The 18,500-nt window shown below is 71.3% G+C and carries 20 protein-coding genes and 1 pseudogene; 11 read left to right on the top strand and 10 right to left on the bottom strand.

The window, feature by feature from the left end; translation table 11 throughout:
• The first annotated feature begins 9 nt into the window (after positions 1 to 9).
• From OG711_RS02510 to OG711_RS02495, 4 genes are all read left to right on the top strand, one after another.
• On the top strand, positions 10 to 1,980 hold the full coding sequence (locus OG711_RS02510; RefSeq protein WP_329558233.1) for a condensation domain-containing protein: 1,971 nt from the start codon (positions 10 to 12) through the stop codon (positions 1,978 to 1,980).
• Positions 1,977 to 3,224 (top strand): aminotransferase class I/II-fold pyridoxal phosphate-dependent enzyme, encoded by a 1,248-nt coding sequence (locus OG711_RS02505; RefSeq protein WP_329558232.1) that lies wholly within the window; start codon positions 1,977 to 1,979, stop codon positions 3,222 to 3,224. Before OG711_RS02510 ends, OG711_RS02505 begins: the two co-directional genes overlap by 4 nt.
• Before the next feature lie 45 nt (positions 3,225 to 3,269).
• On the top strand, positions 3,270 to 3,512 hold the full coding sequence (locus tag OG711_RS02500) for an acyl carrier protein (protein WP_107499190.1): 243 nt from the start codon (positions 3,270 to 3,272) through the stop codon (positions 3,510 to 3,512).
• Between the two features lie 214 nt (positions 3,513 to 3,726).
• A complete protein-coding gene (locus OG711_RS02495) occupies positions 3,727 to 4,488 on the top strand; it encodes an SDR family NAD(P)-dependent oxidoreductase (RefSeq protein WP_329558231.1) in 762 nt (253 codons plus the stop codon).
• On the opposite strand, the gene OG711_RS02490 is transcribed toward OG711_RS02495, so the two are convergent.
• On the bottom strand, positions 4,485 to 4,616 hold the full coding sequence (locus OG711_RS02490) for a hypothetical protein (RefSeq protein ID WP_329558230.1): 132 nt from the start codon (positions 4,614 to 4,616) through the stop codon (positions 4,485 to 4,487). The genes OG711_RS02495 and OG711_RS02490 overlap by 4 nt on opposite strands.
• Before the next feature lie 231 nt (positions 4,617 to 4,847).
• On the opposite strand from OG711_RS02490, the gene OG711_RS02485 reads away from it, so the two are divergent.
• Positions 4,848 to 6,104: an MFS transporter gene (locus tag OG711_RS02485; RefSeq protein ID WP_329558229.1), complete on the top strand. Its 1,257-nt coding sequence runs from the start codon at positions 4,848 to 4,850 to the stop codon at positions 6,102 to 6,104.
• A gap of 270 nt (positions 6,105 to 6,374) precedes the next feature.
• Here OG711_RS02485 and OG711_RS02480 read toward each other — a convergent pair whose 3' ends face one another.
• The 3 genes from OG711_RS02480 to OG711_RS02470 form a co-directional block, all read right to left on the bottom strand.
• Complete coding sequence (locus tag OG711_RS02480; RefSeq protein WP_329558228.1) at positions 6,375 to 7,379, bottom strand: GNAT family N-acetyltransferase; 1,005 nt, start codon at positions 7,377 to 7,379, stop codon at positions 6,375 to 6,377.
• Positions 7,372 to 8,637, bottom strand: coding sequence for a YcaO-like family protein (locus tag OG711_RS02475; protein ID WP_329558227.1), 1,266 nt, complete (start codon positions 8,635 to 8,637; stop codon positions 7,372 to 7,374). The genes OG711_RS02480 and OG711_RS02475 overlap by 8 nt, the downstream gene beginning before the upstream one ends.
• 89 nt (positions 8,638 to 8,726) lie before the next feature.
• Entirely contained in the window at positions 8,727 to 8,858 is a 132-nt protein-coding gene (locus OG711_RS02470) for a hypothetical protein (RefSeq protein ID WP_266504771.1), read from the bottom strand.
• Between the two features lie 157 nt (positions 8,859 to 9,015).
• Between OG711_RS02470 and OG711_RS02465 the strand changes: the two genes are divergently transcribed.
• From OG711_RS02465 to OG711_RS02455, 3 genes and pseudogenes are all read left to right on the top strand, one after another.
• Positions 9,016 to 9,984, top strand: a complete 969-nt coding sequence (locus OG711_RS02465; RefSeq protein WP_329558226.1) for a helix-turn-helix transcriptional regulator — start codon at positions 9,016 to 9,018, stop codon at positions 9,982 to 9,984.
• 292 nt (positions 9,985 to 10,276) lie between these two features.
• Positions 10,277 to 10,723, top strand: a complete 447-nt coding sequence (locus OG711_RS02460; RefSeq protein WP_073785987.1) for a hypothetical protein — start codon at positions 10,277 to 10,279, stop codon at positions 10,721 to 10,723.
• 48 nt (positions 10,724 to 10,771) lie between these two features.
• Positions 10,772 to 11,078: pseudogene (locus OG711_RS02455) on the top strand (transposase); the annotation flags it as partial.
• Positions 11,079 to 11,184: 106 nt separating this feature from the next.
• Here the strand turns inward: OG711_RS02455 and OG711_RS02450 are convergent.
• A complete protein-coding gene (locus tag OG711_RS02450) occupies positions 11,185 to 11,721 on the bottom strand; it encodes a hypothetical protein (RefSeq protein ID WP_329558225.1) in 537 nt (178 codons plus the stop codon).
• Positions 11,722 to 11,929: 208 nt separating this feature from the next.
• Positions 11,930 to 12,241 carry a hypothetical protein gene (locus tag OG711_RS02445; RefSeq protein WP_329558224.1) on the bottom strand — a complete coding sequence of 104 codons (312 nt, stop codon included), beginning with the start codon at positions 12,239 to 12,241 and terminating at the stop codon, positions 11,930 to 11,932.
• A gap of 338 nt (positions 12,242 to 12,579) precedes the next feature.
• On the opposite strand from OG711_RS02445, the gene OG711_RS02440 reads away from it, so the two are divergent.
• Positions 12,580 to 13,185: a GOLPH3/VPS74 family protein gene (locus tag OG711_RS02440; RefSeq protein ID WP_073785983.1), complete on the top strand. Its 606-nt coding sequence runs from the start codon at positions 12,580 to 12,582 to the stop codon at positions 13,183 to 13,185.
• Between the two features lie 226 nt (positions 13,186 to 13,411).
• Here OG711_RS02440 and OG711_RS02435 read toward each other — a convergent pair whose 3' ends face one another.
• A complete protein-coding gene (locus OG711_RS02435; RefSeq protein WP_329558223.1) occupies positions 13,412 to 13,669 on the bottom strand; it encodes a hypothetical protein in 258 nt (85 codons plus the stop codon).
• Positions 13,666 to 15,174: an amidase gene (locus tag OG711_RS02430; RefSeq protein ID WP_329558222.1), complete on the bottom strand. Its 1,509-nt coding sequence runs from the start codon at positions 15,172 to 15,174 to the stop codon at positions 13,666 to 13,668. Before OG711_RS02430 ends, OG711_RS02435 begins: the two co-directional genes overlap by 4 nt.
• Positions 15,175 to 15,267: 93 nt before the next feature.
• On the opposite strand from OG711_RS02430, the gene OG711_RS02425 reads away from it, so the two are divergent.
• Both OG711_RS02425 and OG711_RS02420 read left to right on the top strand, forming a co-directional pair.
• A complete protein-coding gene (locus tag OG711_RS02425) occupies positions 15,268 to 15,672 on the top strand; it encodes a MerR family transcriptional regulator (protein WP_266504754.1) in 405 nt (134 codons plus the stop codon).
• Positions 15,673 to 15,859: 187 nt separating this feature from the next.
• A complete protein-coding gene (locus OG711_RS02420; protein ID WP_329558221.1) occupies positions 15,860 to 16,852 on the top strand; it encodes an endonuclease/exonuclease/phosphatase family protein in 993 nt (330 codons plus the stop codon).
• A gap of 605 nt (positions 16,853 to 17,457) precedes the next feature.
• Here OG711_RS02420 and OG711_RS02415 read toward each other — a convergent pair.
• Positions 17,458 to 17,805 carry a hypothetical protein gene (locus OG711_RS02415; protein WP_266504751.1) on the bottom strand — a complete coding sequence of 116 codons (348 nt, stop codon included), beginning with the start codon at positions 17,803 to 17,805 and terminating at the stop codon, positions 17,458 to 17,460.
• 441 nt (positions 17,806 to 18,246) lie between these two features.
• Positions 18,247 to 18,468, bottom strand: a complete 222-nt coding sequence (locus OG711_RS02410) for a DUF6480 family protein (RefSeq protein WP_329558220.1) — start codon at positions 18,466 to 18,468, stop codon at positions 18,247 to 18,249.
• Positions 18,469 to 18,500 lie beyond the last annotated feature (32 nt).

Here is an 18,500-nt window from a genome sequence, read left to right as displayed (position 1 = left end):
GTCCCGGCCGTGAACCACCTTCCGGAACCGATCCCGCGCACCGCCACCGTCACCCGCAGCGGGCCGCTGACCTGGGTCCAGCAGTGGCACTGGTTCGAACGCACCATTCCCTCACCACGGCGGGTCAACCCGACGCCGCTCGCCGACCACTGCCACGTTCCGCCCCAGGCGACCGTCGCCGATGTCCACCGGGCGCTCGCGTCCCTCACCGCCCGCCACGAGGCGCTGCGCACCACCGTCGACCCGATCCGCCCCGTACAGCACGTCCACCACGAGGGCTGGGCCCCGCTGCCGGCCGACCTCGTCGATGTTCCCGCCGTCGACGCCGACACCGTGGCGGCCGCCACAGCGGAGCTGGCCGCCCGCCCGATCGATCCCGAGCGGGATCCGCCCTGGCTCGCGCGGGTGCTGCTGGAGGCGGGACGGCCGCGCGCGGTCCTGCTGGCCGCCCACCACGTCATGATCGACGGCTGGGGGCTCGCGGTACTGATCGACCAACTGCACGATGAGCTGAGCGGCGCCGACGCATCGGCGCAGGCGTCCACGCATCCGCTGGACATGGTCGCCGCCCAGCCCCTGGAACGCGCCCGCGCGGCGGAGCGTGAGTGGCTCACGCGTCTCGCGGACAACCCGACCGGAGTGCTGGCCCCGTTCGGCGGGAGCGGCGACGGCACCGGGCGCCACCGTCTCCAGTACCGCTCGGTGGACGCCCACGACGACCTCGACCGCGTCGCCCGGCGATATCGGGTCAGCCCGGAGGCCGTGGTGCTGGCGGCACTGGCCCACGAGGTCGTCACCCGCACCGGCGAACACCGGTTCCTCGCGTCGGTGGTGGTCTCCAACCGGACCCGGGCCGCTCTGCGGCACAGCATCGGCGTCCGGGCGCTGACGGTCCCGGTGCAGATCGATCTCCGCCCGGGCGCGGCGTTCGGCGAGGTCGTCGCCTCGGTCGCCGCCGCGTCCGCCGCGGCCTACCGGCACGGTCAGTACCGCCCCGCGGAGCTGGTCGCCGCCCAGGCGCGCATGGACCGCCGCCGCGGTGTCGTGACCGTCCCCACGATCGAGTACAACTGCTACTCGTGGCCACGGGACCATCTGGTCCCCGCGCCGGACACCCCGTCGAACGGGCCGGCCACCTGGATCAGCAGCGCCCCTGACGAGCCCTGCGAGACGCTCTACGTGGACCTCGGCCGCGACATCGGGGGCGTCACCCTCGATGTCACCGTCGGAGACCATCTGCTCGACGCCGCGCAGGCCCAGGCGCTGCCCGTCCGCCTGTGCCGTCTCCTGCGGGCGCTCGCCGACGGTGCCACGTGCCCGGTTCCGGCGCACCCGCTCGCACCGGCCGCCTCCGGATGGTGGCGCGCCCCGGAGGGCTGGGTGTGCCTGACCAAGGTCGAGGACGTCCTGCGCGGCCACCCCGGAGTGCTCGACGCGACGGTGACGCCCGGTGGGAACGCCGCGGGGGAGGGCAAGGAGCCGCACCTCGTCGCGCGCGCCCGCACCGCTCCTGAGGTCACTCCCGGCGACTTGCACCGCCACGTCCTGGACCACCTCGGTGAAGTGCCCGGTCTCGTGGCGCCGGGCCGCTATGTCCTGTCCCCGGCGGCACCCGGATCCGGCGGCCCGTCCGGCCGGTCCCGCACCGCCACCGTCGGCACGGGAACCCCGCGGGTCCCCACGCGTCCGCCCGTGACAGGCGCCGAACGGGCGCTGGCCGCAGCCGTGGCCGCTGTCGGCCCCGGCGGACCGCCGGTCGGCTCGTTCGGCAGCCCTGATGCCGTGGACATGAACCGTTGCCTCGCCGACCACGGAGTCACCCTGGTCGCCGTCCCTCGTCTGCTGACGCTCCTTCACCGGTTCGGCTTCACCGGGATCGCGTCGGACGAACTGGCCGGAACGGCCTCACTCGGCCACCTCGCCGCGGCCCTGGAGCCCTTGCCGCCCCGCGCCCCTTGTGGAGGAGAAACCACACCATGACCGCGTCCCCCGCCCCCGCTCCCTCCGTGGACCGCCTGGCCCCATGGGCCTTCGCGGCCTTCGTCGAGGCGAACACGCACGACACGGCGTACCGCCCGCCGGTGGTGGACGGTCCCGTCGGACCGACCATCGTCCGCGCCGGCCGGGAGCTGGTGAACTTCGCCAGCATCAGCTTCCTCGATCTGCCGCGCCACATCCCGGTGCGACATCACTTCGCGGAAGGGGCGCTCGCCCACGGCCTGAGCACCAGCGGATCCAGGATGACCCAGGGAATCTGCCGCCCGCACCAGACGCTGGAGGAGACGATCGCCCGCCACACCGGCAAGGAGCGGGCCATCAGCTTCGCCACGGGGCTGCTGGCCAACATCGGGTTCATCCACGCCATGAGCAGTTCCGCGCACTTCGACGCCGGGATCGAGGTGCGCAACCGCGACACCGTCTTCATCGTCGACCGTGACGTCCACTGGAGTGTCTGGAAGGGCCTGGAGGGCCTCGACTACGGACGCAACGTCCACGCGTTCCGGCACAACGACGTCTCCGACCTGGCACGCGTCCTGAACCGGGTCCGGGCCCGCAAGACCGTGGTGATCGCCGAGAGCATCTACTCGGCGGACGGCACCATGGGGCCGATCGTGGAGATTCTCGACGAGTGCGACCACCACGGCGCCGTCAGCATGATCGACGACGCGAACGGCTTCATGGTCTACGGGCCCGAGAATCGTCCGTACGCCCGGGAAGCGGCCGCGATCCGGGAACGGGCGGACTTCGTCATGGTGTCGCTCTCCAAGGCCATCGGTCTGGAGGGCGGCGCGATCGCCGGACCGGCGGCGGCCATCGACGCCTTCGAACTGCTCTCCGGCACCTCCATGTTCACGGCCGCCATCCAGCCGCCCACCGCTTACACCGCCAAGCGCACGATCGACGTCCTCGCCGGCGATCCGGGGATCGTCGACGACTACTTGGCGCACGCCGCCCGCCTTCGCCGACAGATGCACGAGGCCGACACCCCGACGACGCCGACCGAGTCCTACATGCTCTCGGTCCCGATCGGGAGCGACGCCGCCGCCTTGCAGATGCGGGAGTGGTTCGTCGAGGACGGCTACCTCGTACCCGTCTTCTCCTACCCGGCCGTCGCACGCAATCAGGCGCTGCTGCGCTTGTTCCCGCACGCGGGCCACACCGAGGAGCAGATGGACGGCTTCCTGCGCACCCTCCGCGCCTACCGACGGCGCCTCGGGCTCTGACGTCCCCGCCGAGGTTCGCCACACCGACCGAAGAAGGAGAAATCCGTGGTGAGCAACACCGACATCCTCCACGCCGTCGCCGACATCGTCCACGAGGTCGCCGGGGTGGACCCCGCCGAGGTGACCGCCGAGAAGTCGTTCACCGACGATCTCGGCGTCGACTCCCTGTCGATGGTGGAGATCACCGTGGCGGTCGAGGACAGGTTCGAGGTGAGGATTCCCGACGACCAGGTAGCGGAGCTGAGGACCGTCGGCGGTGTCGTGAACTACATCGACGGCCACCGGTGACCGCTGCCGGATGGCCTGGCCGTGGCCCCGTTCGGCTCGTGCCGTTCGTCGTCGCCCGGTCACCCGCCCCTCCCCTCCGCGGAACCCGACGCGCGCGGAGCGTCGTTGACCGGCAAGGGTTCGGACGCGCACAGGGTCGTTCCCCGGCGCCGAACAGGACCCGCTTCGGGAGAGGTGCCGCGCACACAACGGTCTCCCAGAAGGCCAGGCGGCCATGAGCCTGCTCGATCGCTTCCGGCTCGACGGCCGCGTCGCCGTGATCACCGGCGCCTCCTCCGGGCTGGGTACCGCCTTCGCCACCGCCTTGGCCGAGGCCGGCGCCGATGTCGCGCTCGGGGCCCGGCGCGCCGAGAGACTGGAGCCGGTGCGCACGGCCGTCGAGGCGCTCGGCCGCCGTGCCGTCACCGTGCGCACCGACGTCGCCAAGCCGGAGGACTGCCGCGCGCTGATCGACGCGGCGGTGCACGCGTTCGGGCGGGTGGACATTCTTGTCAACAACGCCGGGATCAGCGGTGAACGACCTGCGGAGGAGGAGACACCTGAGCAGTTCCGCGAGGTCATCGACATCAATCTCAACGGCTCCTACTGGATGGCGCAGGCCGCGGGCGCGGTGATGCTCCCCGGCAGTGCCATCGTCAACGTCTCCAGCATCCTCGCGCTGGTCACAGGTGGTCTGCCGCAGGCCGCCTACTCGGCGTCGAAAGCCGGAATCCTCGGGCTCACCCGCGATCTCGCCCAGCAGTGGACCCCCAGCAAGGGCATCCGTGTGAACGCCCTCGCACCGGGTCTCTTCACCTCCGAGATGACCGACGGCTACGCCGAGGGCTATGTCGAGGCGATGATGCCGAGGGTGCTCTCAGGCCGCATCGGACAGCCCGAGGAACTCGCCGCGGCTTTGGTCTTCCTCGTCTCCGACGCGGCGTCCTACATCACGGGCACCACCCTGACGGTCGACGGGGGCACGCACATCGCCTAGGCGACCCCACCGCGCGGCATCGCCGTGGATGCGCGCCGCACCAGGCGGAACGCCGCCGTCCGGCCGGTGTCCAGCACGGTGCCGCGGCTGTTCCCGGCCATCGGCAGGAGGGGCACGTCACAGGTCATGCCAGCATCGACGACGAACCGCCGGACCCCACTGCGCCTCAACGGCGCGAGCACCTTCGCTCCACCGGTACCGCGGACGTGCCTCTCCTTGCCGGGCGCGGGCGCGGGCTCGCAAGCGCCGCGGCTGTCCCGACGCGGTCACCCGGTCCGTGGTCCGGGGCGCGCGGGCGGATCGATTCCGGCACGCCCTTCCTGCGGGACCGGTCCACCGAGCACCCCAGGGAGCCAGCGATGACGACGGAGCCGACCGCAGGTGCCCTTCCGCGCGAGCCGCTCGGTGATCCGCGCCTGCTCCGCCTGGTCGTGGGCCAGGGGCTGGCGGGCTTGGTCGACGCCCTGTTCCTGATCTGGCTCACGCTCTTCGTGCTCGAACTGTCGGAACCCGGGATCGCCACAGGGCTCGTGCTCGTGGCGGCGGCACTGCCGCGGGCGGCACTCCTGCTTCCTGCGGGAGTACTGGTCGACCGCCTCGGTCCTGCCCATGTCGTGACCGGAGCCTCCTGGCTCCGGTTCGCCGTCCTGCTCGCTCTCTGCGCCCTGGTGACCTTCACCTCGCCATCGGTGACGGCGGTCGCGCTGCTCGCCGCGCTGCTCGGCGTCGCCGACGCCGCCTACTTCCCCGCTGCCCTGGCCTTGTTGCCCGCCGTCGTACCGACCGAGAAGCTCCCCCGGGTCAACGCGCTGGTGCAGGGGGCGGAGTCGGGGGGAGACCTGGTCGGCCCGGCGGTGGCCGCCGGAGTCATCGCCGCGGTCGGCTTCGACGCGACGCTCGGTGGGATCGCGGCCATGGCCGCGCTGGCCGCCGTCGCCCTCGATACGTTCGTCCGCGCGGTACGGCGCGATGAAGACGCCGGGCACGCCGCTGGTCCGGACGGCATCGACGGTGAGCAGCCCAGCAGTGCACGTGCTCTCGGCGCGGGCTTGGGATACGCCTGGCGTGAACCGCTGGTGCGAGGGATGCTGGCAGCCGTCGCCCTGATCAACATCGCTGTCGTGGGCCCCGTGATCGTGGGCGGCGCGGTGCTTGCCGATCAACGCCTGGGCGGCGCGGGATCCCTGGGCGTCGTGCTCTCCGGATTCGGCGCCGGCTCACTGGCCGGCTCACTGTCGGCCGGGGGGCGGCCGCCTGCCCGGCGTGGCTGGGCCGTGGCCGGCGGGGTCGCGGCGATCGGGGCGGGGGTGGCCGGACTCGCCGCCGTCACCCACGTCGTTGCCGCGACGGCGGTCGTCTCACTGGTCGGCCTCGGGTCCGGGTTCCTCGGAGTGGTCGTCGTGGCCACCCTGCAGGAGCGAGTGCCCAAGCACCTGCTGGGCCGAGTACTCAGCCTCGTGGTGCTGGCCACGGTGGCGTTCGACCCGTTCTCCTACCTGATCGCCGGTGTCCTGCTCCCGTACGGCACGACGACGCTGTTCCTGGTCTGCGGGAGCGCAGTCCTGGCAGGCGCCGCCCTGGTCGCCGCGAGCCCGGCGATCCGCTCCCTGCGTTGACTCTGTCGACCGCCGGTCACCTGCCGACCACCGGGCCCGGCGAAGGGGCTCCGCGAAAGGGCTCTGCGAAGGGACTCCGCGAAGGGGCTCTGCGTGAGCCGGACAGCCATGCGTGGCCCGACCCGGGAGGCCGGTCCGCGCGCGGCGGCCGCTCCTCGTGCCTCGGTGGCATTCCGGGGTCGGCCCGGGAGGGCGGGCGGAGTCGGTCACCGTGATGGGGCCGGGCCCGAGTACGGCGGCCATGGGTCCCTCGACAGCGGGGGAGGGACCCTACGGGCTGGCGGAGGGCACCGTCGGCGGTGCCGTACCGGACGGTGAGTGCACATGCGTGGTCCAGGTCCGGAACCTTCGCAGGCCCATGCGCTCGTAGAAGCCTCCGGCGGCCATGGGGTTCTTCGAGTCGACGTCCAGGACGGCCCACCGGTAGCCCTGGGCCCTCGCCCGGGCGAGGGTGTGGGTGAACACGGCGCGGTACAGGCCTTTGCCATGGAGCGCGGGTTGTGTACCGGCGTTGGCGAGATAGAGCTCGCGGTCGGTGCGGGTGTCCGTCAACTCGGTGCACATCAGGTAGCAGAGGATCTCCTGCTCGTGCTCCGAGAGGAGGAGGAACGAGGACCCGGGCCTGAAGTGCGGGCTCCCGGTGATGGTGTGGCGCCACGTCCGTGTCGTCATCGGAAGGCTGCCCCAGTGATCGGCGAAGATCACGTTGCGGGCCGCCAGGAGCTGCGCGTCGAACGCGTCGTCGAAGGGCACGATCGCGGTGCCGAGCGGCATCGCCGGTGCGGCGATGGGCTGTGGGGTGCCCAGGTCCAGCCGCATGCCCCAGTGGATGCGCTCGCGCCGGTACCCCGCGGTGTCCAACGCCTCGGCGAGCCACGCTTGGCCGTGGTGGGTACGGACGTGAAGCTCCAACAGGGTGCCGTCGGACAGCTCGCGGTGGCGCCGGACACCGGTGTCACGGCACCACTCCAGGAGTCGCTGGACCATCGCTGGAGCGCGGTGCGCGGGGTGCACCGCGATGTCGAGGGTCAGTTGGCGGACAGGACCGGCGCCTTCCCGGATGCACGTGGTCGCGTAGGCGACCGGCTCACCGCCGCACCAGACGGATGCGGTACCACCGTCCAGGTCGATGCCCGAGGCGTTCAGGTTCTCGTGGACGCCGTCCGCGCCCCGGACCGCGACCCCGACCCCGTCGGCCGCTTCGCAGACGGTGAGCAGCGCCGCCACCGAGGCGGCGTCGGTGACGGCGAGCGGGCGCCATCGTGCTTCAGCCACGTCCGCGGGCCGCCATCCCGCGGGCACCGGGTACGACGACCTGCCCGTCGGTGACGAGCATGAACCTTTCCAATCCCGGCACGAGCACATTGACGACGGCGAGGTCCGCGGTGACATGGTGGTCGCGTTGGTAGACGGCGAAGCCGTGCCCTCGTAGGACGGTGAGGAGCCGGTCGAGGTGACCCTGGGGCGTGTCCGGCGCCACCGTGTCCTCGTACGCCCTGAGTTCGGCCGAAGCCAGGGCGGTGGTGAAGTCCGACAGGTAGCACGCGTGCAGCTCGGGGTACGGCCCGGTGTCGTCACGCTGCTCGGGCAGCAGGTGGGCGTACTGCTCGCGCAGGTGCATCGTGCTGTGGAGCTGGATGAGTTCACTCACTGCTCGGGTGACGGCGTACCGGCGCGACAGCGATGCTCCCCACCCGCAGATCCGGGCCGGCTGCCCATGCGGGGCCGGCAGGTAGGCCGTGTACGCCGGGACACCGAGGTCGCTGGTCATGTCGATCAGGTGGACCCGACGCCCCGTGTGCGCCTCGGCGAAGGCGAGCAGCGCGGCCACCTCGTCCGGCAGCGTCGCCGGATCCACGACGGCCAGCCGCTCGGGTCGCTCGCGGAGGAACTGGCCGATCAGCAAAAGGGAGAGCGCGTCCCGCTCGATCAGCTCGTTGATCGCGTGCACGGCGGCTTCCACCGGGTCCGCGCCGGCGGCCCAGCCGTTGTTGACCGAGTAGCGGCCGACCGCGCGGTAGTCGTAGCTGTCACCCGCGACCCGGCGGGCCCGCGCTCCGGCCGCCCCCAGGTACTCGGGCATGGACAGGAAGAGGGGGACGAGCGCGTCCGGCGCACCGGCGAGCGACCGGTACGGCAGACAACCCAGCGACTGGTCGGGCACCCGGCCCAGCAGCCCGACGGCGATATCGCGGGACAACGGGCCCTTCGCGAGGGTGTGGCCGCGCGCCAACCGGATCTCCGCCGGGTCCAGTCCGTCCACACCGCAGAGGTAGTGCTCCAGCGCCTCGAACAGGGCTCCCGTCCGGGCCTCGTCCCGGCTCCCCTTGCCCAGACCCAGCCCCGTGCGGAGATCCTCGCCGTCGCGGCGCAGGATGCACCGCCAGGTGCCGGGGCTGCCGTCGAGAATGGGTTCCAGATCGGCCTCCACAGAGAGAGCGGCGGCAGCGGACCGCGCGCGGTCGAACGCCTCGCTCAAGGGCAGGCTGCGCTCTCCCGACCGGGGAGCCGCGGTGTACGCGGAGGTGGTCACGGTTCATCCCGTCTGCTGGGTGACTGCGGGCCGCGGCAGGTACCCCCGCCGCGGCCCGCAGCCCGCGAATCTGCTGGCTGTGGACCGCGTCAGCTCTCGTCCGCCGACTCGTTCACCTGGCCCTGGCACTGGTCCGCGAGTTCAGCGAGGGTCTGCTCCTCGGCCGGGGCCAGCACTACCTCGTCCGGGTGGAACTTGACACGGTCCTGGAATCCGCCCATGCGTACAACCTCCTGAGACTGAGGAACCGGCCGCCTGGCCAGCGGCCGCGATCCGGGACGCGGCCCTGGCCGGGAGGCGTCCTGCCACTCATCGTGGGGTCCGGGCAACGCCATGTGAATGCTTGTCCGTTCGTGCGACTTGCGCGAGAGTCCGCACATGGCCGCACCGCTGTCCGCGCCCCCACTCGGTTCCCCAGCCCTGCGCGATCCCCTCACCAGGACCCTCGAACTCACCGGCGCGCACTGCGCCCTGTCCCGTGGCCTCACCGCCGCGGGGGACTGGGCCCTGGCCTTTCCGGCGCCGGGCCGACTCGGTGTCCAAGTCGTGCTCCAAGGCGTCATCTGGCTGGTGATGCAGGGCATCGACCACCCCGTCCGACTGGAGGCGGGCGATGTCACCGTCCTCAGCGGAGACCGTCGGTACACCCTGGCGAGCGACCCCGCGGTGCCGCCGATCGACGCGCTGCCCCTGCTCCAGGCGACCACCGAGACCTTCCTGCACATCGGAGGCGAAGGCCGGGAGACCGTCGTCATCGGCGGCCACATCGACCTCAACACCGCCGGCAAGGACCTGCTGCTGACCGTGCTCCCGCCGCTGATACACGCCAGCGCCACCACGACAGAGGCCGCCACGGCCTGCTGGCTCATGAACCAGACACTGCGCGAATCCCGGTCGGACGCCCCGGGGGCCGCCTTCGCGACACAGCACCTCGCTCAGCTGCTCCTCGTACAGGTCCTGCGCATCTTCCTGACCCGTGTGAATGCCGAAACCCACCAGACAGGCTGGCTGCGCGCCCTCGCCGACGACCGCATCGCCCCCGCCCTGCGCCTCATGCACGGAAGCCCGGCCCTTCCCTGGAGCCTTGCCCAGCTCGCCCGCGCCGCGGCCATGTCCCGCACCAGCTTCACCCTGCGCTTCAAGGAGGTCGTGGGCGTTCCGCCCCTGACCTACCTGCGGGCCTGGCGGATGCGCCTGGCGCAGCACACCCTGTGGCTGGAGGACACGCCCGTGTCGGCGATCGCCTCCTCCTTGGGCTACAGCTCGGAGAGCGCCTTCAGCAACGCCTTCAAGCGCAGCACGGGCATGGCCCCCCGCCGCTACCGGGAGGCCGTACGGGCGACCTGAGCCGACCACTTCTCGCGCTACGGAAGCCCGGGTCGACCAGGCGGGCTTCCCCGGACGGGAAGCGCAAGAGAGCGTCGGTCCACAGAAGACGGCGGTCAGCGAGGTGTACGGCGTGGCCGTCTAACGCGGATACACAGGTAGGTGCACCGACCGAGCCCGTCCGCGACCGCAGACGGCGACCCCATCGGGACGGGGCGATACGACGGAGCCCGGGAAGGGCCGCGACATACACTCGCGCTGAGGGCGAAGCGCCAGGCCGGGATTCCGGCCCCGGCGTGAGGGAGGGGTCAGGATGTTCCGTTCGAAGAATTCGAAGAAGAAGCTCGACGATCTGATGGCGCAGCTCAGGCCCGATTTGAGTCGGGAATCGCTCGGCGTCGGGCCCGACTTCCCGGGCGTCGCCCCGAACCCGCTGCTGAGCGGTGATGCGCGGAAGCGCAATGCGGAACTGCGTACGGGGGCGCTTGCGCTCGGCGTTCTCGTCGACTGGCGGGAGGTCAACAGCAGTCCACGCGTGGTCCTGATGTTCGACGTGGAGACCGCCGGCGGCATCTCGTTCCGCGGTATCGCGGACGAAGACCTCACGATCACCGAGCTCACCCGACTCGCCCCAGGACAGACGTTGCCCGTGCGCTACCGGCCGGCCGTCATGGACCACTACGTCGCCCTGGCCCGGGACGCGGACCCCGCTCACGTGCGGCAGCTCTCCGACGGGATCGCGAGTCGCAAGCGGACCTGACCCGAAGCCGTTGGCCGGATCCCCAAGGCTTGTCCGATGATTGATCTTGTGGCGGGTCGAGGTGGGTTGACGGACGCGGCGGGGGAGCGACATTGATCTCCTGTTGCCGCAGGTGGACGGGTGTGGCCGTCCGTGGCGTGATCACCTGCGGGTGACCGATGGTGTGTTGTGGCTGCTGCGGACCGGGGCCCGTGACGCGACCTGCTCGGGCGGTAGGGGCCGTGGCAGACCGTCTACGGCCGTTTCGCCCGCCGGGAGGCGGACGGCACGTGGGCAGGGCTGCCGGAACAGGGGCCGGGTGGAGTGCACCGTCCGGGTCGGCTCCACGGTCAACCGTGCCCACCAGCACGCTGCCGACCGTTCCGCGCGATCCCGACCAGATGCGACAACTCGCCGATCGTCACCGCGCCGGAATCGTCCTGGCCTCCCTGATCCTCTGGCTCCGCGAACCAGCCAGGTGCTCATTGGTCAGACACGGCCTGGCAGCCGGCGCAGCAGTAACACGTTCCTGCACAGCAGATGACGCAGTGCAGGGGGCACAGCCCGCAGCCGTAGACGCAGCAGTGGTCGCACGGGTCGGCCAGGATTGCGCCCAACTGCTCGTCGCTCAGGGCCAGCAGGTCTTCGAGGTCATTTCGGGGCTGCCGCACCCGTTCGAGAACCCGTTCGATCCGGTCTCGCCTCAGCTGGTCGGGAGCCTCGTCCCGTGCCCGCTCAAGCACCGGAACGACCTCGTCCGCGTCGCGCAGCCCCTCAAGCCGGGCCAGCACCTCGGCCCCGTAGTCATCGATCTCCTCGGCGTTCCTCCTCATACGCCGCTGGACCCGCATCAGCTCCTCGGCCACACCGTCCGGAGCGTCACGCCGGACCGCCTCGATCACCAATGCCTTCATGTAGTCCGGAAGGAACCAGCGATCCGTCACGAGCGCGTCGGGAACCGCCTTCTTGAGGCCGAGACCCGCAACCGCCGCGGCCCGGGCCTCGTCGTTGTCGATCATCCACTGAATGGTCGCGCGCGTCACAGGGGGTACTCCTCAGTTCATTCCCGGCGGTCCAGCGCCCACCCTCCCCTCCCGGCGCCGTGACGAAGCCCGCGCACTGCCGAGGCCGCCGCCGCTTTCACTCGCACGCATCCCGTACAGGCAGAATGCCTGCCCAGGCTCCGCAGTGAGAGCGATGTCGGCCCGGGGCGGCCGAGGAGGCCGATCAGCGCGGAGAGGTCGGAGAGGGCGCCCAGTGTGATCCAGCCGGCGCCGTAGCCCGCGGCGGGACGATCTTCCCGAAGACCAGGGGGACCACGAAGCCGCCGACCGCTGCGAGGGTCAGCATGAGGCCCACCGCGGTGCCGATGTGCTCGGCGTCGACACGGGAGACGCCGGAGGGGACGCACAGCCGTGCGGGGAAGCTGAAGCGGAACAGGAATCCGATCGCGGCCGAGAGGAACCACAGGAGCGGGGCCGAGCGGACGGGGATCAGGAACAGGGCCGCCCCCGCGCAGGTCCGCTGTCGCCCGACCACGCACTGCTTCCTGCAAGCCCTTCCCCCGGAGAATCCCGTCCGCCGAGTGAGGCGTCGGGGGAGGCCGTACGGCGCTTAGGGAGGGCGCCGCGGCAGTGGTGCGGTGGTGGCTGTCGAGGACGGTGTCGGGGGCTTCGGCTTCCCGGGCGGCCGGAATCCGGCACAGCCCCCCCCGTTGCGGTGGCTGCGGAATCGCCCGCAGCACCGTGACGGGGATCCTGCCGCGGGGGAGGAGGGTGATACTGGATATGAGGGCCGGTGTTCGCTGCCGGTCGGGCCCGGACACGGACCGGGCAGCGAGGACGGACCGGTGCCGATGCTTGTGAGGGGAGCCGTTCATGACCACGGCGAAAGACCTGTTCATCATCAGTCTGGACCGGGGGGCGGAGCGGTCCGTCGGCCAGGGCGACCTGTCGCTCGCACTCGCGGGAGCCGAGCTGATCGATCTCATCGGTGCCGGGACGGTTGCCGTGGACGGTGATCGTGTGGTGCCGGATGGGCCGCCGGTGCCGGACGACCGGCTTGTGGCCGAGGCTGCGGCAGGGCTCACCCGGCAGGCGCCCTACGAGCGGATCGAGGACTGGCTGTGGCGTCGGGGCCGGGACCTGACGGCCGCGTACCAGGCTGCCCTGGAGGAGGACGGCGAGCTGACCAGCAGGCGGAGCGGGGCCTCGCCCTTCGGCCCGCGGCACGTGGGACCGGTCGATTCGCCCGCGCGCCGCCGGGCAGTCGCGCGCTGGGAGGAGAACGAACCCGTCCTGGGCGCTCTCGCCTCGGCCGTCGGCATCGGCGAGGAACGGTCCGGCGACGAGCCCGGCCTCGCCGACGAGGCGGTGACGGCAGTGGTGGCCGCTGTCCACGACGCGGTGATGGAGCTGGAGGCCGTGCGTCAGAGGCGGTCCATCGAGAGCTCGGCCTTCGCCAATCTGTGGCGCGGCGTGTGAGCCGGCCGGTGATGCAGGCGCCGTAGACCCCGGTCATGGACGCGCCGTGGAGCCCGGTGCCCGCGGCTTCATCGGAAGCCGCTGGCGCCGGGCCGTTGTCCCTGTGTGATCAGGGGGGAGCGACGCCGAGGGACAGGCCCGCATGGTTCTCGGCGTTCCCTCGCCGGTAAGCGTGGCGTGCCTCGGCGCGCGGGGCGAGTGACGACCCCAGCGCCGCGACCGGCTTCTACCGGTCCTCCCTCCCGACGTGGCTCGGCTCGGCCCGAACCGCCGGGTCGGTTTGTGGCGCGGGCCCGATCCCGTACAGCGTGTCCAGCGCGGCACGCTGGGCCGGGTAGGCCAGAACGAGGGCGGCCACCTCCGCCTCGTGGGCGGGCAGTCGGGCGGCGGCCAGCAGAGCTCGTGCGACCGAGGCCGGGTCGGAGGCCGCCTGGGCGGGTTCCTGCGGTCCTTCTGCTGATCCCTCCGCGCGCGGCTCGGTCATCCGGACCTCCCCGCTCCCGGGCCGCTGCCGGTCAGGTCCGGGACCCGCAGATGCCAGCCGGTAAGCCGCTGCAAGGCGTCCCCGACACACAGGACACGGTGGTCCCCGCCGACGGGACCGGCGATCTGGAGCGAGAGCGGCAGCCCACGGCCGGTCCGGCCGATGGGGACGGCCAGCACCGGATTGCCCACGGCGTTCCAGTAGGGGGTGTGGATCATGGAGAAGACCTGTTCGTCGTTCTGATGGCCGTGTGCGTCGGAGAGGACGGCAAGGTCCGGTGCGCCGATCGACGCGGTGGGACAGACGACGATGTCGACCTCCTCGAAGAGCGCGTCGAGCGCCCGCTGAGCCGCTCGCCGTACGCGCTGGGCCTGGACGTAGTCCGCCCCGGAGACGAAGGCCGCCCGCGCCAGCAGGCCCCGGGTGGCGGCGAAGTAGTCGTTCCAGCGCTCGATCAGATCGCCTCGGTGGTGGGCCAGGCCCTCACTGATCGCCGTGGCGAGGGTGGCCTGGACCGTCTGGGCCCGGTACGGCAGGACGACAGCGCAGGCCCTGGCACCCAGACCGGTGAGCCGGCCGACCGCCGCCTCGAAGGCGGTGGGGACCGCGGGGTCCCCACCCGGCGGGAAATGCCCCTCGTGCACGACCCCCATCCGCAGTCCGCTGAGATCGGGCGGCCGGTCGGCGGCGTCGTCCCACCCGGAACCACCGTCCCAGCGGGCCCGTCCGTCATGGGGAGGGCCCGCCAGCACGTCCAGGACCGCGGCACAGTCCCGTGCGCTCCGCGCCAGCGGCCCGATCCGGTCCAGGCTCGGCGCCAGCGGTACGCAACCGTCCCGGGGCACCAGGCCGTACGTGGGCATCAGCCCGGTCACCCCGCAGAAGGCGGCCGGCATCCGGATACTGCCGCCCGTGTCCGAACCGAGGCCGGCCAGGAACAGACCGGCGGCGACACCGCTGGCGGTACCCGAACTCGACCCTCCCGCCCAGGCGGACGGATCGTAGGGATTGCGGGGGACCGGGAACGGCTTGGCCGGGTCCGGTATGCCGCAGCCGAACTCCATCGTGGTCGTCTTACCCATGACGACGGCTCCCGCGGCTCTCAACCGGGCGGTGACAGTGGCGTCGTGACGGGTGTCCCGGAACGGATTCGGGACCAGGCTCTGGGCGGTCGTGGGCCCCTCCGCAGCCGCGATCAGGTCCTTGATCCCGAAGGGGATGCCGTGCAGCGGGCCCCGGTCCAGCCCGGCGGCGAGTTCCCGGTCGGCCTGCTCCGCGGCGAGGAGCGCGGTCTCGTCGAACCGCGCCAGACAGGACCCGAGCAACGGGTCGTACAGGTCGGCCGAGCGGATGGCGTCCTCCGTGAGCGCGACACTGCTGATCTCTCCCGCCCGCAGCGCGCGCGCCGTACCGCTCAGCGTGCGAACGGCTTCACGGGACGCCGCGGAGGACCGGGACGGTGACGGTGACGGTGACGAGGTTCCGGACATGGCGTGATGAGGCATGGGAATCCCCTCGCGGATAGTGGTCCGTGCCCTTCTCAGGGATGGTCCGGTGCCCACCTTGCCCGCTCGATCCGGGTTGAGTTCAATGGAGGGATGACGGACGATTCCGTGCCCATCCGGAAGGTCGCCGACCACTTCGGACTTCCGCTCTCCACCCTGCACTACTGGGAGCGCCGGGGGCTCGTCACACCTCACCGCCGAGCGGGAATGCGCTGCTACGACACCGACCAGCTGTACCGCATCGCACTGATCCGATTATGGCGCGGCACCGGAACGATGTCGCTGGACGAGATCGCCTCGCTCCTGGCGGGGCCGGCCGCCGACGGCCTGTGGCGGCGGACCGTCGTCGACCGGATCGCCGCCATCGAGGCCCAGCGAACCCGGCTCGGCGCTGCCCAGACCTATCTGAGTCATCTGCTCACCTGCCCGCACGATGAGGCATTGGACCGCTGCCCCGGCTTCCGCTCCCACACCCCCGTCCCCCCTTCACCGTCGTGATGGTGCGGGACAACGAGAAGCCCGGCGAGAACCGGATCGCCACCGCGCGGTACCGGCCCTCCCGCTGCCAGGTGGTACGGGCCGCAGAGTACGGCCATGAGCGGCCGTACACGCCCTGTTGACGGCATGATCTTGGCTCCTGAGAATCGCGAGTTGGAGATCAGGATCGTCGAACAGAGGGAGATCCATGCGCGTACTTCGCACCTTCGCCCCGTTGGCCGCGGCGCTGCTCGGCCTGCTGGCCGGGGCGGTACCGGCCGGTGCCCTCTCGGCAGGCGCGGTACCGAGGGCCACCGCGGCACAGGCCGGTACCGCCACCTACAAGGTCTGGCACTGGAACATCTCCGGTCACGACAAACACCTCGGAAAGCCGGACCACATCGTCAGTACGGTCCTGGGGTCGCTGAGCTTCCGCAACCCGGACTTCATCTCGGTCAACGAGGTCTGTCCGGCCCAGTACCAGGCCATCCTCAAGGGACTCCAGAACGCGGGCTGGCCGCAGAACCCGGCCAACTTCGCCCGCTTCGAGCCCATGCCGCACGCCACCGCCGACCTGTGTGCCAAGACCCCGGGAAGCCCGGACCAGGACCCGTACGGCGTCGCCGTGTTCAGCCGGTTCGCACCGAGCGGCACCGACCGGATCACCCTGCCCCCCGACGGGCAGAGGGCCCGCAAGCTGCTCTGCGTGCCCATCGCGTCGAAGCCCGGCCATCCGCGCTTCTGCACCACGCACGTCACCTACCAGGCCGCGACCAAGCAGGCCCAGCTCGACACCGTGCGCACGCGGATGGAGCAGTGGACGGCTGCGGGCGACACGGTGATCGCCGCCGGTGACTTCAACGTCCAGCCCCATGACCCCCTGATGAACACCTGGTACGCGCCTTCGGTGAACACCCCGGACAACGGCTGCGACGCCCAGGGCAACCACTGCAACACCGGGATGTTCCGCGAACTGGACGACCTGGACCCGATCTGCTCCGGCTGGGGCGAGCAGACCACCGAGGGCCTGTTGGCGGGCAGGTGCGGACAACCGGCCAAGGTGGACCACATCTTCGCCGCGGAGAGCAAGCTGGTCTCCTACCAGGAGGACGCCCATCCGATCAGCCAGACCGCCTGCAACAACAACCCCTGCTCGGACCATCGCATCGTCGATGCCACCGTCATCGTCTCCACTCCCTGACGTCCCGGCTCCTCGGTCCGCACGGCCTCATGAGCCCGGAGGAACTGCCCGATCGCCCTCGTAATGATCACCGCCGCCGTGCCGATGACGCGAACACGAAAGGCGGTTGGCCGAAGGTGTGGTTCGGATCCGATCGCCCTGTGCGGAGGTACACGAGAGACTGACCCTGGATCGGGGCGGGTGTTCGCTCGTCGGCCGACGGCCACCGCGAGCCACTCGCCTCGCACGTCACCGTGCGGCCGGTGACGAGCACGCTCTCCGGTTCCCGGACCGACACCCGGTACGGGAACGGCACAGCGGGGATCTCCACCCCCGAGTGGTTACCGGGTACGGCACGGGCGGCTCAAGGCCGACGTCGAACATCCGGGGGTGATCGACGCTCTGCGGCCCAGCCTCATCCCGTGGAAGTTCCGGCGCTGCGGGGGAGGCCCGGCGGCCTGGCGCATCCGGAGCGACCGCGGCACCACCGCCTCTTCGCCCCGGCCCTGGACGGTCACCCTGACCAGGGTCCACCACGCTGCCAACACCGCGCACAGCCGAGGGCCGTGCCCGTCGCGGTGAGGCGACGGGCACGGCCCTCGGGTGACCGGTGGTCCCGGTCGGGGTCAGTGGGTGGCAGCTCCGTAGAGCACGACGGAGGCCGCCGCGGCCGACAGCAGAACGAGCCGTACGGCGGAAACCCATTGAGCGAGACGGCGCCGGCGCTCCCGGCGCAGCAGGAGCCGTGTCGCGCCGAGCGACATGAGAAGGAACGCCGAGGACCCGTAGAAGACCGCGGCCTCGGCGAAGTGCTCGGCGTCCGACATCTCATGGTCCTCGGTGATCCCGGGCAGCAGCAGCCCGATCACGCCCAGGACAGCCGCCACCAGCACGGTGACGGTCATGTCCGCGGCCAGAGCCAGCGACCATCCGGTGCCGAGTGCCCGCCGTGGTTGGGTGGTCGACTGCGTCATCGTGGGTCACCTTCGGTTTCTGTGTGGGACGGCCATGGGCCGGGGTCCAGCGCCGCATCGCGAGCCTTCCGTTCTTCAGCGCCTTCGAGCAGCGGTTGCACGCCGCCTTCCTGGCACCTATGCACGTCCAGGCCGTCAGGGGGTATTTTTCCGCAGTGGCCTCCGAACCCGGATGAGTGAACTCGCTGACGCCTTGATGTCGGTCGCTGGTTCCTGATTGAGGATGGGCGCATGGCGGAGTGGGTGGGTCTCTTGGCCGGTACGCGGTGAAGGAGACGGTTGCTGTCGCACTGATCACGGCGTCTTCCACGCTGCTGGGCGGCGGATTCCCCGCAATGGCCCCGCGGTACCTGGGGGCACGGCACGCCAGGAAGCGGCAGGAGGCGTTCATCGCTCCGTGCGCCCCGGGGAGCGGCTCCAGGCCCCTCCGGCGGTATCGGCTCAGCGCATGAGGGTGATGGCGTAGACAAGGAAGAACGCGGCGAAGACGACCCCGATGAGCAGAATGATCGCCAGTGGCACCTTGGCCCAACCGCGGCTCGTGTCCTGACGGGGTCCCGTCCCGGACGACGTACTCGATTCGGCCGGCGGAGTCTCTCCGGGCGGGGCCCCGCCGCCGGGCTCTCCCGGATCAGGCCCGGGATCAGTGTTGTCGAAGCTCATGACCCTCACATACCCCGCGAGGAACCGTCCGA

It is taken from the genome of Streptomyces uncialis, from assembly GCF_036250755.1.
In the GTDB taxonomy this organism is placed as follows: Bacteria; Actinomycetota; Actinomycetes; order Streptomycetales; family Streptomycetaceae; genus Streptomyces; species Streptomyces uncialis.
The sequence above is the reverse complement of the archived record's forward strand: the minus strand, read 5'-3'. Positions and strand labels throughout refer to the sequence as shown.

Excerpts from the sequence above, each read along its gene's own strand:
- OG711_RS02440 (WP_073785983.1), top strand. The coding sequence starts at position 12,580 with ATGACCACGGCGAAAGACCTGTTCATCATCAGTCTGGACCGGGGGGCG.
- OG711_RS02490 (WP_329558230.1), bottom strand. The coding sequence starts at position 4,616 with ATGACCTGTGACGTGCCCCTCCTGCCGATGGCCGGGAACAGCCGCGGC.
- OG711_RS02410 (WP_329558220.1), bottom strand. The coding sequence starts at position 18,468 with ATGAGCTTCGACAACACTGATCCCGGGCCTGATCCGGGAGAGCCCGGC.
- OG711_RS02460 (WP_073785987.1), top strand. The coding sequence starts at position 10,277 with ATGTTCCGTTCGAAGAATTCGAAGAAGAAGCTCGACGATCTGATGGCG.
- OG711_RS02495 (WP_329558231.1), top strand. The coding sequence starts at position 3,727 with ATGAGCCTGCTCGATCGCTTCCGGCTCGACGGCCGCGTCGCCGTGATC.
- OG711_RS02450 (WP_329558225.1), bottom strand. The coding sequence starts at position 11,721 with ATGATCGACAACGACGAGGCCCGGGCCGCGGCGGTTGCGGGTCTCGGC.
- OG711_RS02430 (WP_329558222.1), bottom strand. The coding sequence starts at position 15,174 with ATGCCTCATCACGCCATGTCCGGAACCTCGTCACCGTCACCGTCACCG.
- OG711_RS02465 (WP_329558226.1), top strand. The coding sequence starts at position 9,016 with ATGGCCGCACCGCTGTCCGCGCCCCCACTCGGTTCCCCAGCCCTGCGC.
- OG711_RS02470 (WP_266504771.1), bottom strand. The coding sequence starts at position 8,858 with ATGGGCGGATTCCAGGACCGTGTCAAGTTCCACCCGGACGAGGTAGTG.
- OG711_RS02415 (WP_266504751.1), bottom strand. The coding sequence starts at position 17,805 with ATGACGCAGTCGACCACCCAACCACGGCGGGCACTCGGCACCGGATGG.
- OG711_RS02485 (WP_329558229.1), top strand. The coding sequence starts at position 4,848 with ATGACGACGGAGCCGACCGCAGGTGCCCTTCCGCGCGAGCCGCTCGGT.
- OG711_RS02425 (WP_266504754.1), top strand. The coding sequence starts at position 15,268 with ATGACGGACGATTCCGTGCCCATCCGGAAGGTCGCCGACCACTTCGGA.
- OG711_RS02505 (WP_329558232.1), top strand. The coding sequence starts at position 1,977 with ATGACCGCGTCCCCCGCCCCCGCTCCCTCCGTGGACCGCCTGGCCCCA.
- OG711_RS02435 (WP_329558223.1), bottom strand. The coding sequence starts at position 13,669 with ATGACCGAGCCGCGCGCGGAGGGATCAGCAGAAGGACCGCAGGAACCC.
- OG711_RS02420 (WP_329558221.1), top strand. The coding sequence starts at position 15,860 with ATGCGCGTACTTCGCACCTTCGCCCCGTTGGCCGCGGCGCTGCTCGGC.